This is a genomic window from Haemophilus sp. HMSC71H05, assembly GCF_001838635.1.
GTDB classification, from domain to species: Bacteria; Pseudomonadota; Gammaproteobacteria; order Enterobacterales; family Pasteurellaceae; genus Haemophilus_D; species Haemophilus_D parainfluenzae_R.
The window spans coordinates 208,063-222,918 of record NZ_KV838037.1 but is presented as its reverse complement, the minus strand read 5'-3'; the positions used below and the strand labels follow the sequence as shown (position 1 = coordinate 222,918).

Genomic DNA, 14,856 nt, shown 5'->3' with positions numbered 1-14,856 from the left:
ATGTATAAAAAGAGCGGTTAATTTACCCGCTCTTTTTTTGTGTTTTGAGAAATAATGCATGGATGTCAGAAAATGCATCAATGCTAAAATAAAAATAACGTAAAAGGAGTTCAAAATGAAAAATGTATTAGCAATTCAATCTCACGTGGTTTATGGATTTGCCGGTAATAAATCTGCCACTTTCCCAATGCAGCTATTAGGCGTGGATGTATGGGCACTTAATACCGTGCAATTTTCTAACCACACCCAATATGGCAAATGGACAGGCATGGTGATTCCACAAGAACAAATTGGTGAAATTGCCAACGGTTTAGATGCGATTGGAAAACTGCAAGAATGTGATGCGTTACTTTCTGGCTATTTAGGTTCAGCAGAACAAGTTGATCAAATTATCTATGCTTTAGAGAAAATCAAAGCTCGTAACCCCAATGCACTTTACTTGTGCGATCCAGTGATGCCAAATGCCGAAAAAGTCTGCGTAGTAGCTGATGGTGTACGTGAACGCTTAATTGAAAAAGCCATTCCACGTGCGGACATCATGACCCCAAATCTTTCCGAACTTCGTACGCTTTCTGACTTCCCTATCAACACCTTTGACGATGTGCTGAAAGCTGCCAAGGCATTAGTTGCTAAAGGTGTGAAGAAAGTGTTGGTTAAACACTTAGGTAAAGCAGGTAAATTAAATGATCCTGATACCTTTGAAATCATTATGGCGACACCTGAAGGCGTATGGCATTTAAGTCGTCCGCTTTATAAATTTAACTTTGAACCTGTTGGTGTGGGTGATTTAATTGCGGGTACTTTCTTGGCGCATTACTTAAACTGTGGCAATGATGTTGAAGCTTTTGAAAAAATGAATAATGCCGTGGCGGGTGTGATGAAAACCACCTTTGATTTGAAATCTTACGAACTCCAACCTATTGCTGCACGTTTTGAGATCTTAAATCCAAGCACAAACTACAAAGCTGTTAAAGTTGCCTAATGGATCTTCTTTCATTATTCCAAGCGCAAATCCCTACCACCGCCAATAAGCTTCTCATCGCTTTTAGCGGTGGTTTGGATTCAACTGCACTGCTTTCTTTAGTTAAAAAACTCAGCGAAAAACGACCGCACTTAAGCCTGCGAGCTATTCATATCCATCACGGATTAAGCCCGAATGCGGATACTTGGACGGCTCATTGCCAACAACTCTGTGAACAATTTGCGATTCCACTTATCATTGAAAAAGTCAAAGTGGAAATGCACGATGGTATTGAGGCTGGCGCAAGAGAGGCCCGTTATCAGGCTATTTCAACACATATTCAGCCTGATGAATATCTGGTCACAGCGCATCATTTAAATGATCAAACTGAAACCTTTTTCCTTGCATTAAAACGAGGTGCCGGGTTACAAGGTTTAGGCGCTATGCAAAAAGAAAGTCAATTATTCGGGATGCCTATCCTGCGTCCGCTTCTTTCTTTTAGTCGAAGTGAATTAGAAAATTACGTACAGCAAGAAAATCTGTCTTGGGTCGAAGACGAAAGCAATCAAGATAATCATTACGATCGCAACTTTTTACGCAACCAAATTTTGCCTGAATTACGCCAACGTTGGGGGCATTTTGATCATTCGGTTCAGCGTGCCGCACAACATTGTTTTGAGCAACAACAACTGATTAATGAATTATTACAGACCTGCTTTGAGCAGCACATTCTTGAGGTTCAAAAACAGTTTTCGTTCCTAAACTTTCTAGACTATTCATTGCAAAAACAAACCGCACTTTTACGCATGTGGCTGGCTAAAAATCAGATTGCTATGCCAACACAGGTTCAATTAATGCATATTATTAATGATGTGATTAAGGCTAAAGCGGATGCCTCTCCACTATTTCAACTTGGGGAACATATTATTCGCCGTTATCAACAATGTCTCTATTTAACGGGAAAATTCACTGATTTGTCACAAACTTGTCTTGATATGCCGTTAAATCAACAGATTACCTTGCCTGATAATCTTGGTACAATTTATGCAACCCACAAGGCGAAAGGCATTTTAGTCAATTGGAACGAAAAACAGGTTCAACTTGCTGATACTCAAGAGCCGATTCAAATACGATTTGCTTATACTGGCAAAGTAAAACGCCAACATAATCGTCCTGCCGAAACCATGAAAAAAATTTGGCAAGAGCTCGGTGTTCCGCCTTGGCAACGAAATCGTATTCCACTCATTTTTTATGGTGAGACTTTACAAAGTGCGGTGGGATTTTTCCGTGTTTTTCAAAGTGAAGAGAAATAAAAATGGGTGATGATTCACCCATTTTTATTATCTAGAAAAGCGTTTAAAATGCCTGCCGTAAATTCTTTCCGTAAATAAAATCCCAGCGGCAAGGTATCAATCACTTCTCCATTTTTACCAATGCCTTTCGTGATAGCTTTGCTATTTGCACCTTTTGGACGCAATTGCATAACTTCACCAATACGCGCCGTAATCTGATCTAACTTTCCAAGCACAATATAATCCATCAACTCTTCCCAATCTTGGCGTAATTGATGTTCTTGCTCAATCGAAGGTTGCCATAAGATAGGCTGACCAATATGGCGCTCACGCAAAGGAATGTCTCGGCTGCCTTCAATGGGAATCCACAAGACTTTCGATAATTTATGACGAACGTGTGAATTTTCCCAATTTACTCCTGAGTTTTGCACCAAAGGCGCAAGGCTCACAAACGTGGTTTCCAACGGAAAACCTTCAGCATTGATGGGTAAGGTTTTTAATTCGATGCCTAAATGGGAAAAATCCTGCTCTGCTTTACTGCCGGCAGTCGCTCCTAATGCGGTTTCAAGCAACATTCCAACCCAACCTTTATCGCGTTTTAAATCAGGCGGAACGGGAATATTTAACTCATCTGCAAGTTCGCCAAAGGTTAACCCCGCAATAGATTGCGCTTTTTCTAATAAGGCTTGTTCGGTTTGTGGGATCATTCGTGGTATTTCTTCAATAATTTCGGTTTAACGTATTCTACGCCTTTGTCGATGTAAGGAATATTTTCTAGTTTCAATAAAAAGCGTTTTGCCGGCAATCCACCACCAAAACCAGTGATTTCACATTTTTTCCCCAATACACGATGGCATGGAATGATAATACTAATGGGATTACTCCCTACCGCACCGCCAACGGCTCGCACCGCCTTAGGGTTATTAATGCTTTCTGCTAATCCACCATAACTCGCTGTTTTTCCATAAGGAATTTGACGCAATGCTGTCCAAATCGCTTGTTGAAATGCGGTACCTTTAGGCGATAAAGGAATATCGGAGAAACTTTCTGGCTCGCCATTAAAATAACGCATTAAAGCATAGTGTACTTTTTTAAAAAGCGGTAAATCGTCTCGTAAAATCCAATTTGGATTTGGCGTGGTTTGTTCTAATTCACAATCTAAATTTGTGAGATTTTCACCATCAGAAAGCATTAATAACCGACCAATTGGTGAGTCCATGTAAGCATAAAAAAGTGCGGTCATTTTTCTCTCGTTTTTTATGGAGTGGTATAAGAAAAAAGCACACCGAACATACATTCGGTGTGCTGCGTATTATGCTAAATTTTTTACAAATTAGAAACTGTAGTTTAAGTTTAAACCGTAAAGGTTAGCACTTGCTTTAGAGGTATAATTCGCTGTTACTGTCGCTAAGCCACCAATTGATTGGCTTTCGGTAAAGTGAATTTTTTTACCACGTAAGTGTGCAAAGCCTGCATCAATAGAAAGATTAGGGGTAAATTTATAAGTTGCCCCTACGCTATACCACATACGATCAGTATCTGGAATAGATGCACTTGCATGCTCTGTTGGTGCAGCAGCTTCATCATAAGCAATACCGGCACGAAGCGTTAATTTATCATTTACATTATAGGTTGCACCTAATGCATAACGAGAATTGCTACGGTATTTTTCATCTTTATGGAAAGCGAGCTCACCGTCATTAAAGGTGGCGTGTAACTCTTTGAAACGGCTCCAGTGTGTAAATTTGTAGCTGTAGTGCAATGCCAAATTATCTGTCACTTGGTGGAAACCTGATAATTCTAAATAATCTGGTAAGTGTAATGTTAATCCACCTGCAGCAGGGCCTTGACCACGAATAGTACGACCTGCACTCACGGCGTTATCATCTTCAAAGTCAATATCGACTTTTGAATGATAGGCTAAACCAACACGGTTATTTTCGTTGAACTCATACATTAAACCAGCATTCCAACCAAAACCCCATGCATTTTTATCCTGTAAGTGGGTTAATACAGTTTCTTTATTCACACCTTGTAATTTTGCTAAAGAAGCGGCCGCGTTTGGTGAAATTCGTCCAGCTTTCACTAATGCAGGAACTAATGGCGCAGCATTTTTCACTGCATCACTTAAAATACCTGCACGACGCTCAATTTCTGCTTTGGCATAAACTGCATTTAAACCCACACCAGCAGTTAAACCTTGAGAGACACGATATGAACCGCTTAAATTTAAGTTAATCGCACTTAAATCAGTTTTACCGCCGAATACTCCCGCGTTGTAATCTGATTCATATTCACTTTTTAATCCAAAATTCACATTCATACCACCACCAATGGCAAATTTGTCATTAATTGGTGCTACAAAATACATATTCGGAATCAATGAGCCAGGAACAACACTATTATGATCTGCAGAACCTACAGCAACAGTACGACCTAGCGCATTAACTGTAACTGGACCACTCATGTGAATTTTAGAATCCACATAAACGCCGCCCACAGAGAATTGATTAGTTTTGAATAAGCTCATTAATGCAGGGTTAGTGGCAACTACTGCAGCATTATCAGCAATTGCTGCTTCACCCGCATAAGCACGACCAAGACCTGATGTAGAAACTTCTGCTAATTGGAATGCGGCAGCATTTGCACCGCTTGCTGCTAACAATGTAGTCATTGCTAATAGCGTTTTATTAAATTTTCTCATTTGGAACCTTTTGTTATTAATAATAATGAAAAAAGCCGCGAGATTCTAAAACTCCAATAAATGGAGTGCAAATTATTTTAGATTAATTTTAAAGTGTTCCGACCAGTGATAAATAAATGATATTTAAATTAAAAAATACGGCTACTTTGGCAGAGCGTTTTAAAAATGCTAGAATAGAACCAATCTTAATTTTAAATAAGGAAATCCTATGACAGTAACATGCAAAGCAGAAGAATCTCTCACTTGTAGTTGTGTTGATGTGGGTACGATTATTGACGGTTCAGATTGTTCTGTTGATATTCATCAAACCTATGCGAATAAAGCTGAAGCTGAAGCTGCACTTAATCGTTTCATTGAAAAAGCTCGCAAAACAGAAAGCGATCCTTGCGAGATTAAAAGTGAAATCACAGAAACTGAAAATGGCGCCAATTTAACGGCGCGTTTTACATTTAGCTGCCAAGCTGAAGCGATGATTTTCGAATTAGCAAATCGCTAAAAATATTTTAGAAATTGACCGCACTTTATCATGCAAAATAAAGTGCGGTTATTTTTTTGCTTAAATCCTAATTAAATCACTATCGCAAACGTTTGCTTAATCTGATACAATCACGCCGTTTTATCATTTAACCTAAAAATATAGGATAGCATTGTGAGCAAACCATCATTAAGTTATAAAGATGCAGGCGTGGATATTAATGCCGGTAATGAATTAGTTGAACGTATTAAACCACACGTGAAACGAACTACTCGTCCTGAAGTCATCGGGGGATTAGGTGGGTTTGGCGCATTATGTGCTATTCCGGGCAAATATAAAGAACCGATCCTCGTTTCAGGTACAGACGGTGTAGGAACAAAACTACGTTTAGCCATTGACTTAAAAAAACACGATACCATTGGTATTGATTTGGTTGCAATGTGTGTTAACGATTTAGTGGTTCAAGGCGCCGAACCATTATTCTTCTTAGACTACTATGCGACAGGAAAACTTGATGTGGATGTTGCCTCTGATGTGGTAAAAGGCATTGCAGAAGGCTGTGTACAATCGGGTTGTGCATTAGTGGGTGGCGAAACCGCTGAAATGCCGGGTATGTACCACGCTGGCGATTATGACCTAGCAGGCTTCTGTGTGGGTGTCGTCGAAAAATCAGAAATCATTGATGGTAGCCAAGTTAAAGTAGGAGATGCTTTAATTGCACTAGGTTCAAGTGGCCCGCATTCAAATGGTTATTCTTTAATTCGTAAAGTCATTGATGTTGCTGGCGTCAACCCAGCCACTGAGCAATTAGATGGTCGTCCATTAAGTGAACAAGTGCTTGCACCGACAAAAATCTATGTAAAATCTGTTCTCGCCTTAATCAAACAAACGGAAGTCCATGCTATCGCACACTTAACGGGTGGCGGTTTCTGGGAAAATATCCCTCGTGTATTACCGAAAAATACCAAAGCTGTTATTGATGAAAGCAGCTGGGAATGGCAACCGGTGTTCAAATGGTTACAAGAAAAAGGCAACATTGAAACCTATGAAATGTACCGCACATTTAACTGTGGCGTGGGCATGGTGATTGCATTACCACAATCACAAGTGGAAACCGCTTTAGCGATTTTAAAACAATCTGGAGAAAATGCCTGGTTAATCGGCCATATCGAAAGTGCAACAGATAATGAACCACAAGTCATTATTAAATAATTTCTCTTTTCCATTTCAGGGCGAAAATTTCAGAATGAAAGGTTCGCCCTTCTTTTATGTAGAATAATATGAAAAAAATTGCCGTCCTAATCTCAGGGCAAGGATCAACTCTTCAAGCAATAATTGAGGCTTGTCAAACTGGGTTTATTCCAGGAAGGATTGTGACTGTCATCAGTAATAAAATCGATTCATTTGGCTTAGTACGCGCTAAAAGTGCGGGCATTCCTAGCCGCGTTTTTTTACGTCAAGATTTTACCTCCAATCTCGATATGGATAAGGCTATCGGTGATTATTTAGAAGATCTCAGTGTTGATCTCATTGTGTTAGCCGGTTATATGAAAATCTTAACTAAACCATTTACACAACGTTTTGCTGGGAAAATTTTAAATATTCATCCTTCCCTTCTACCAAAATATCCAGGGTTACATACTTATCAAAGAGCGCTTGAGAATGGCGACAGCGAACACGGTACAACCGTGCATTTTGTTAATGAAGAGATCGATGGAGGCGCTATTGTATTACAAGCTAAAGTGCCTATTTTCCCTGGCGATACTGTCGAGGAGATAGAGCTTCGAACTCGTGAACAGGAATATCACATTTATCCTTTAGTGATTAAATGGTTTGTCGAAGATCGGTTAAAACTCATTGAAAATCAAGCTTATTTAGACAGCAAACCGTTGCCACAGAATGGTTACGCTAATGAGTAAAGCAATATGCGATCTTGAAAAGAGTGACTCAAATCACCATTAAACAATCTGATTTTATGAAAAAAACAATAAACCCTGTATAATCGGGGTTTTATTATTGTGGGATATAATATGCCAATTAACTTTACTCAGATTTTTCAAGATAGCCTCAACTTTATGCGTAATCAGCGAAAAACGGTGCTGATTTTCGTTGGGATTTTCGTCGTTTCACAATTAATTAGTGCATTAGTCAGTGTCCCAATGCCGAGTTTGGGTGATAATCCTAATCCATCACAACAGGACATTATTGATGCATTAAGCAAAGTAGAGCCAACTGCACTGATTGGATCTTTTTTATTCCAACAATTGTTGATGTCTTTTATTGCAACCTTCGGCATTGCAACTATTCATCATATTAGTCAGCAAAATGAAAATCCGATTAATCAAGGTCTCATGCTGACATTGCGCCGTTTTTTAGGTGTGATCGTTTTAGATATTTTTATGAGTTTGCCACTTTTATTTGGCCTTGCTGATGTTATGAGCTCATTTTTAAGCAAAAATGCCCTCTCACCTCTAGCCTTTGTTTCAATGGTATTTGGTTTATTTTTCTTTGTTCGCCTATGCTTATCGCCTGTGCACTATATTGCCTCCAATCAATCTATCGGGCAAAGTGCTTTACAAGTATGGCGTGCGGGTATTAAGCGTAATGGCGTATTAATTATTTATGCTTTACTCACTTATTTACTTCTTCCTTTAGTAGTGAACACCATTGGTGCAATCTTAGGTTCATCATTTTTAAGTACTCTCGTTGGTATCTTGGCTGCATTATTTCAAATGTTTATTTTGGTATTTACTTACCGTTTTTACAGCTTATTTATGAAGGCATAATATGAAACAACTTCTTGAATTTATTCCTCTTGTTCTCTTTTTCATCACCTACAAAATGTTTGGTGTGCGTGATGCTGCCATCGTATTAGTGATTGCAACCATTGTTCAAATGATTGTGCTAAAACTGAAATATGGTGTGATTGAGAAACAACAAAAAATCATGGCGATTGCTGTCATCTTCTTTGGATTGCTTACTGCTTATTTCAATGAAATCAAATATCTACAATGGAAGGTCACCATTATTAATGCTCTCTTTGCCATTGTGTTATTGGTTGCACAATTCCAATTCAATACACCACTAGTGAAAAAGTTATTAGGCAAAGAAATCCAATTACCGGATAATGTGTGGAACAAATTGAATGTGGGCTGGGCAGGATTTTTCATTCTGTGTATGCTTGTAAATATTTATATCAGCCAAAATATGTCTGAAGATGCTTGGGTTGATTTCAAATCTTTTGGTTTACTTGGTATGACCTTTGTTGCAACAATCGTCAGCGGTGCTTATATTTACCGTTACTTACCTAAAGATGATCAAAAAAATGACGGGGACAAATAATGGTTTCAAATCTTATCGATAAAGACGGTCGTCAATCTAAAGGCGTATTATTACTTCGCACCTTAGCGATGCCTTCAGATACTAACGCTAACGGCGATATTTTCGGTGGCTGGATTATGTCACAAATGGATATGGGCGGAGCAATTCTCGCGAAAGAAATCGCTCATGGCCGTGTCGTTACCGTTGCCGTAGAAAGTATGAATTTCATTAAGCCTATCGCTGTCGGTGACGTGGTCTGTTGTTACGGCCAATGTCTCAGTGTGGGTCGTTCCTCTATAAAAATCAAGGTAGAAGTATGGGTGAAAAAAGTTGCGAGCGAACCAATTGGTGAACGTTACTGCGTGACAGATGCCGTATTTACCTTTGTCGCGGTTGGAAAAGACGGAAAATCTCGCTCTATTCCACGTGAAGGTAATCTTGAACTAGAACGCGCATTAGCCTCTATCGAAGAATTACAATTAAATTGTTAAAAGGAGAAATGATGTATTACGTAATTTTTGCCCAAGATGTTCCTGGCTCTCTAGAAAAACGTCTTTCAGTACGTGAGCAACATCTTGCTCGTTTAAAACAATTACAAGCAGAAGGTCGCTTATTAACAGCAGGTCCCAATCCAGCCATTGACGATGAAAATCCAGGTGAATCTGGCTTTACAGGCTCGACTGTGATTGCTCAATTCGAAAATCTGTCTGCAGCAAAAGACTGGGCGGCACAAGATCCTTACGTAGAAGCGGGCGTTTACGGTGATGTGATTGTGAAGCCTTTCAAAAAAGTTTTCTAAATAAAACGAACTCTACACTCAAAGACGGATCTAAATATCCGTCTTTCTCTTTATATGGAATCTCCTATGCGAGCACTTAAACACACGACAATTTCGTTATTAATTTTAACCGCACTTTCAGGCTCAGCTTTGGCTAATCAGCATGCCCATAAAAGCAAAAATGAAACTGTGCCACAAATTAACCTTGCAGAAGAACAAGCCAAATGGGCACAGCAACAGCATGCTCATGAATTAAAGCTGATTGAACAACGTGCGACTTTTCTGCAATTAGAATCGCTCCTAAAAAGTGCGGTCAAAAATAATCATGTTTCTAATAATGCGAAGTTATTCCTGAGTTTGATTGATTCCTTAAAAGGCTATCCATTGCAAACTGATGCTATGGCAGCTTATTTAGATGCACGTGTAAAAACCGTTAATCGCGATACGCCTCGAGAAGAAGTGAATGCATTGCGAACAGACATTGAACAATTTATTCAGCAACATGCCTCTCATTTTCTACGTGGAAAATTAGAACAAAGCATTTTTACGTTGTTAATCAATGCTGAAGATACTCAAGCTCTCACCAAACTCACGCCAAATAATTTGGAAACACAAATTGCCGTGCTCACGGCTAAATATCAAATAGAAGCAGCCAATACCAATCAAACAGCAGAAAATCAATCAAACGATAAGAATAAATCGGCTATTTTATCTGAGTATGAACAACTTTGGCTTAACAATGCGGAGCTTCCTAATGATGCTCAACTTTGGACGGCATGGTATTCACAGGGCGGGCGTACTCCAGAGAAAATCTATCAAAAAGCTGAAATGCTTTTTAGTAAAAATGACGCTAAAGGTCTCGAAATACTAACTAAAGAATTAGAAAAAGTTGATGGTGCGAAAGAAAATGCTCAGGTAAATATCGATTTGGCTCTTTATTTGGATCTCTTAAAAAATCCAGCAAATCTGAAAACACTCGCTGAGAGCCTGCCATTAATTGATGGTAATACGAATAAAATTATCCATAAATTTGCCGTAATGCTAGGTTTTGCTCGTTATTTACGAACCATTCCGGAAAATATGAATGAGCCAACCTTCATCCCTTACGAGCAATGGGCTAAGACTTGGCAATTAGACGAAACTGAATTACGTGATTGGAAAATCGCATTTATTAGCCGTTTCTTTGATAACGAAAGCCCTAATTTTGTGCAATGGCGCGATCAAGAACTTCTCAAACTTAATGCAGATAATCTCATTGAGCGTCGTTTACGTACGGCTATTTGGCAAAAAACGGATTTATTAGCTTGGTTAAATGCACTTTCAGATGAAGCAAAACAAAAACAAGAATGGCGTTATTGGATGGCTAAAACAACCGCTCAAGCATCCGATAAAGAAGCTAAACAACACTTAGAAGCTTTATCGAAAGAACGTGGTTTTTATCCAATGTTGGCTGCAGTCAAATTAGGTCAGTCCTACAAACTGGAAATGCCTAAAATTTCTCAAGAGTCCAATATCCAAGAGAAGTATACAACTGAATTAGCTGAGGTTGCAGAACTACGTCAATTAGATCGATTAGGCGCAGCCAAACAACGCTGGCGTTCTCTATTGGAAAAATTACCGCAAGAGAAACAACTTGCGTTAAGCCAATATGCGAATGAACAAAATTGGTTTGAATTGGGCGTAGATGGCTCGATTATTGCAAAAGCTTGGGATTATATCGACTTACGCTTACCAAATGCTTACAGTCAATATTTTGATATTGCCCTCAGTAATGTGAACCTTAGCGCAACAGAACCTCAAGCCATTGTGGATAATCGTGTCACCAAAACCTTCGCCATGGCCATTGCTCGCCAAGAAAGCGCTTGGAATCCAATGGCACAATCTTCCGCGAATGCGCGTGGATTAATGCAGTTATTACCGAGTACTGCACAAAAAACGGCAGAAAATCAGCAACTTCCTTATAACGGTGAGCTAGATTTATTCAAACCGCTTAATAATATTTTACTCGGTACGGCTCACTTAAATGAGTTAAATGCTAAATATCCAAATAATCGCATTTTGATCGCCTCTGCCTATAATGCCGGAGCAAGCCGTGTAGAAAAATGGCTTGCGAGAGCTAATGGCAAATTGGCTATGGATGAATTTATTGCGTCCATTCCATTCTTTGAAACTCGGGGTTATGTTCAAAACGTATTAACTTACGATTTTTACTATCAAAACCTACAAAACAAAGAAAAATTACAAACCTTTAGCAAAGAGGAATACGATCGGCTATACTAGTCGCACTAGTTTAATAGTATAGGATTGTTGATATGTATATTAGTCGCAATTTAGAACAATGGAATGCTTTCCTCACAACCTTGCAAACCGCATTTGAACAAGGGAAAGCACAAGATTTCTTAACGCTTCTGCTCACGCCTGATGAGCGCGATGCAGTGGGTTTGCGTTTACAAATCGTGGCTCAGTTATTGGATAAAAACCTCTCTCAACGAGAAATTCAACAAAATCTCAATACCAGTGCTGCAACCATTACGCGTGGTTCTAATATGCTCAAAACAATGGATCCGGATTTTATAAACTGGGTGAAAAGCCAACTCGATGAGCAAGCTGCAAAAAACTAAGCAAATTCTGACCGCACTTTTACATTTTTTTCGCCCATCTTGGTGGAAAAAAAATTGGCAACGGGTTGCGTGGCGTTTCTCTCTCGCAATCCTGGCGTTTTTCATTTGTTTTCGCTTTATCCCTGTTCCCTTCTCTGCCTATATGGTACAGCAAAAAATCGGCCACTTATTACAGTTAGATTTTAGCTATTCAATCAAATATGATTGGGTGAGTCTTGATGAAATCTCACCGAATATGCAGCTTGCGGTGATTGCCGCTGAAGATCAAAAATTCCCCCACCACTGGGGCTTTGATTTTGAGGCAATTCAAAAGGCTTTTAAATTCAATGAAAAATCTCGCCGAACCCGAGGCGCTTCAACGATTTCACAGCAAACTGCGAAAAACCTCGTTCTCTGGCATGGACAAAGTTGGTTTCGTAAAGGGTTAGAAGTTCCCACAACAGCATTAATGGAAATCTTTTGGTCCAAAGAACGGATTTTAGAAGTGTATTTAAACATTGCAGAATTTGGTAATGGCATCTTTGGTGTAGAAGCTGCCAGCCGTTATTACTTCAAAAAATCAGCAAAGAATTTAACTCAATCAGAAGCAGCATTACTCGCTGCGGTTTTACCAAACCCTATCATCTATAAAGTGAATAAGCCTAGTGCGTTAGTTCGTCAAAAACAAAGTTGGATTATGCGGCAAATGAATGGATTAGGCTTGAATTATCTAAAAGAAATGTAGATTCGTTATAAAGAAAAAAACCTTGAAACTCACTTTAAGTTTCAAGGTTTTAAATTTGGTGGAGATAATCGGGATCGAACCGACGACCTCTTGAATGCCATTCAAGCGCTCTCCCAACTGAGCTATATCCCCAAATAACGCAAGCTATGATAAATTTCGGCTGATAAACTGTCAATATTGAAATAATCAAATCCCGCTTATCAGCCTAAATATTAAGCGTTTTGAGATTTAATAAAATCAATGGCACGTTGGATACGCGCTAACACGCGTTCACGGCCGATGCCTACTAATGTCACATCCATTGAAGGTGATTGACCTGAGCCTGTTACAGCCACGCGTAACGGCATCCCAACTTTACCCATCCCTACTTCTAATTCAGCTGCGGTTTGTTCAATCGCTTCATGAGTAGAATGTAAATCCCAGCTAGAAAGTGCGGTCAATTTTTCTTTTACTTTTTCAAGTGGTTCAATCGCCGCTGCTTTAAAGTGTTTCTTCACCGCTGCTTCATCAAAACTTTCAAACTCTTCAAAGAAATAACGGCTTGCTGATGCCATTTCTTTTAAAGTTTTGCAACGTTCTGCAAGCATCGTCACGATTTCAGTTAATGCCGGGCCATTTGAAGTATCAATACCTTGATCTTTATAGTGCCATGCAAGGTGTTTTGCTACATATTCAGGTGGTAATTCACGAATGTAATGATGATTTAACCACAATAATTTTTCCGTGTTAAATGCACTTGCTGATTTACTCACATGATCTAATTCGAAGTATTTAATCATTTCTTCACGCGTAAAGATCTCTTGGTCACCATGCCCCCAACCTAAACGAACAAGATAGTTGATTAAGGCTTCTGGTAAATAACCATCATCACGATATTGCATCACACTTACCGCACCATGACGTTTTGAAAGTTTTTGACCATCATCACCATTAATCATAGAAACGTGCGCATATACTGGAATTGGTGCGCCTAACGCTTTTAAGATATTAATTTGACGCGGAGTGTTGTTAATATGGTCTTCACCACGTACAACGTGAGTAATACCCATATCCCAGTCATCCACCACTACACAGAAGTTATAGGTTGGTGAACCGTCAGTACGACGAATAATTAAATCATCTAATTCGCTATTGCTGATTTCAATACGACCACGCACCGCATCATCAAACACGACTGAACCTTCTGTTGGGTTTTTAAAACGTACTACGTGTGGCTCATCGGCTGCATGATTGTGATCATGTAAACAATGACGGTCATAACGTGGTTTTTCTTTGTTTTGCTCTTGTGTATGGCGTAATTCTTCTAAACGTTCTTTAGAGCAATAACAACGATAAGCCAAGCCTTGTTCAATCATTTCATCAATCACTTGATTGTAACGATCAAAGCGTTTGGTTTGATAATAAGGACCATGTTCCCAAGCAAGGTTTAACCACTCCATTCCTTCAATGATTGCCGCTGTTGCTTCCGGTGTAGAACGCTCTAAATCGGTATCTTCAATACGTAGTACAAACTCACCGTTGTTATGTTTTGCAAATAACCAAGAGTAAAGGGCTGTACGTGCGCCGCCTACGTGTAAATAACCTGTTGGGCTTGGGGCAAAACGCGTACGTACTTTGACATTCGGATCTAATTCAAAAGGAGGATCAATTTTCATTTTCTTAATAACCTATTCATTTACAAAAATTACCTTTATTTTACTACGACTTGCGTGAGTTCTAAATAAAAAATCTGATTTTATGCCTATTTTTGCAACAACTAGACGCTTTTTCATAAAAATATATTGACTGAAATCTCATTATACTTATAATGCCAATCCACAGCATTAAGGGCGATTAGCTCAGTTGGGAGAGCACCTCCCTTACAAGGAGGGGGTCACTGGTTCGAGACCGGTATCGCCCACCACTTTTTTCAAAGTTGGCTTTAATGTTGTAAAAGTTTGACCAAGCGGGCGATTAGCTCAGTTGGGAGAGCACCTCCCT

At 39.3% G+C, this 14,856-nt stretch carries 16 protein-coding genes and 2 tRNA genes; 13 read left to right on the top strand and 5 right to left on the bottom strand.

The window, feature by feature from the left end:
* Positions 1-115 precede the first annotated feature (115 nt).
* Positions 116-982 (top strand): pyridoxal kinase, encoded by an 867-nt coding sequence (pdxY, locus tag HMPREF3279_RS07370; protein WP_049366409.1) that lies wholly within the window; start codon positions 116-118, stop codon positions 980-982.
* The gene (gene tilS / locus HMPREF3279_RS07365; RefSeq protein WP_070868753.1) at positions 982-2,274 is read left to right on the top strand and encodes a tRNA lysidine(34) synthetase TilS; all 1,293 of its coding nucleotides are present in this window, start codon (positions 982-984) and stop codon (positions 2,272-2,274) included. Before pdxY ends, tilS begins: the two co-directional genes overlap by 1 nt.
* A 14-nt stretch (positions 2,275-2,288) precedes the next feature.
* Here tilS and mutH read toward each other — a convergent pair whose 3' ends face one another.
* The 3 genes from mutH to HMPREF3279_RS07350 all read right to left on the bottom strand — a co-directional run bounded on the left by mutH (position 2,289) and on the right by HMPREF3279_RS07350 (position 4,957).
* Complete coding sequence (gene mutH / locus HMPREF3279_RS07360) at positions 2,289-2,960, bottom strand: DNA mismatch repair endonuclease MutH (protein ID WP_049366411.1); 672 nt, start codon at positions 2,958-2,960, stop codon at positions 2,289-2,291.
* Positions 2,957-3,496, bottom strand: a complete 540-nt coding sequence (locus HMPREF3279_RS07355; protein ID WP_070868752.1) for a methylated-DNA--[protein]-cysteine S-methyltransferase — start codon at positions 3,494-3,496, stop codon at positions 2,957-2,959. Before HMPREF3279_RS07355 ends, mutH begins: the two co-directional genes overlap by 4 nt.
* A gap of 90 nt (positions 3,497-3,586) precedes the next feature.
* Positions 3,587-4,957 carry a porin gene (locus HMPREF3279_RS07350; RefSeq protein ID WP_070868751.1) on the bottom strand — a complete coding sequence of 457 codons (1,371 nt, stop codon included), beginning with the start codon at positions 4,955-4,957 and terminating at the stop codon, positions 3,587-3,589.
* 208 nt (positions 4,958-5,165) lie between these two features.
* On the opposite strand from HMPREF3279_RS07350, the gene HMPREF3279_RS07345 reads away from it, so the two are divergent.
* The 10 genes from HMPREF3279_RS07345 to mtgA all read left to right on the top strand — a co-directional run bounded on the left by HMPREF3279_RS07345 (position 5,166) and on the right by mtgA (position 12,876).
* Positions 5,166-5,453 carry a YfcZ/YiiS family protein gene (locus HMPREF3279_RS07345; RefSeq protein WP_049369142.1) on the top strand — a complete coding sequence of 96 codons (288 nt, stop codon included), beginning with the start codon at positions 5,166-5,168 and terminating at the stop codon, positions 5,451-5,453.
* 153 nt (positions 5,454-5,606) lie between these two features.
* On the top strand, positions 5,607-6,644 hold the full coding sequence (gene purM, locus HMPREF3279_RS07340; protein WP_070868750.1) for a phosphoribosylformylglycinamidine cyclo-ligase: 1,038 nt from the start codon (positions 5,607-5,609) through the stop codon (positions 6,642-6,644).
* Positions 6,645-6,712: 68 nt separating this feature from the next.
* A complete protein-coding gene (gene purN, locus HMPREF3279_RS07335; protein ID WP_070868749.1) occupies positions 6,713-7,351 on the top strand; it encodes a phosphoribosylglycinamide formyltransferase in 639 nt (212 codons plus the stop codon).
* 111 nt (positions 7,352-7,462) lie between these two features.
* Entirely contained in the window at positions 7,463-8,218 is a 756-nt protein-coding gene (locus HMPREF3279_RS07330; RefSeq protein WP_070868748.1) for a beta-methylgalactoside transporter, read from the top strand.
* Between the two features lies 1 nt (position 8,219).
* Complete coding sequence (locus HMPREF3279_RS07325) at positions 8,220-8,774, top strand: septation protein A (protein WP_049366418.1); 555 nt, start codon at positions 8,220-8,222, stop codon at positions 8,772-8,774.
* Positions 8,774-9,244, top strand: coding sequence for an acyl-CoA thioester hydrolase YciA (yciA, locus tag HMPREF3279_RS07320; protein ID WP_070868747.1), 471 nt, complete (start codon positions 8,774-8,776; stop codon positions 9,242-9,244). The genes HMPREF3279_RS07325 and yciA overlap by 1 nt, the downstream gene beginning before the upstream one ends.
* Before the next feature lie 11 nt (positions 9,245-9,255).
* Positions 9,256-9,552 (top strand): YciI family protein, encoded by a 297-nt coding sequence (locus HMPREF3279_RS07315; RefSeq protein ID WP_070868746.1) that lies wholly within the window; start codon positions 9,256-9,258, stop codon positions 9,550-9,552.
* Between the two features lie 66 nt (positions 9,553-9,618).
* A complete protein-coding gene (locus tag HMPREF3279_RS07310) occupies positions 9,619-11,811 on the top strand; it encodes a transglycosylase SLT domain-containing protein (RefSeq protein ID WP_070868745.1) in 2,193 nt (730 codons plus the stop codon).
* Between the two features lie 32 nt (positions 11,812-11,843).
* A complete protein-coding gene (gene trpR, locus HMPREF3279_RS07305; RefSeq protein WP_070868744.1) occupies positions 11,844-12,152 on the top strand; it encodes a trp operon repressor in 309 nt (102 codons plus the stop codon).
* On the top strand, positions 12,130-12,876 hold the full coding sequence (mtgA, locus tag HMPREF3279_RS07300; RefSeq protein ID WP_070868743.1) for a monofunctional biosynthetic peptidoglycan transglycosylase: 747 nt from the start codon (positions 12,130-12,132) through the stop codon (positions 12,874-12,876). Before trpR ends, mtgA begins: the two co-directional genes overlap by 23 nt.
* A 56-nt stretch (positions 12,877-12,932) precedes the next feature.
* Here mtgA and HMPREF3279_RS07295 read toward each other — a convergent pair.
* A tRNA-Ala gene (locus HMPREF3279_RS07295) sits at positions 12,933-13,008 on the bottom strand.
* Positions 13,009-13,088: 80 nt separating this feature from the next.
* Positions 13,089-14,531: a glutamate--tRNA ligase gene (gltX, locus tag HMPREF3279_RS07290; RefSeq protein WP_014064865.1), complete on the bottom strand. Its 1,443-nt coding sequence runs from the start codon at positions 14,529-14,531 to the stop codon at positions 13,089-13,091.
* Positions 14,532-14,703: 172 nt separating this feature from the next.
* Between gltX and HMPREF3279_RS07285 the strand changes: the two genes are divergently transcribed.
* Positions 14,704-14,779: transfer RNA gene (locus HMPREF3279_RS07285), tRNA-Val, on the top strand.
* Positions 14,780-14,856: the final 77 nt, after the last annotated feature.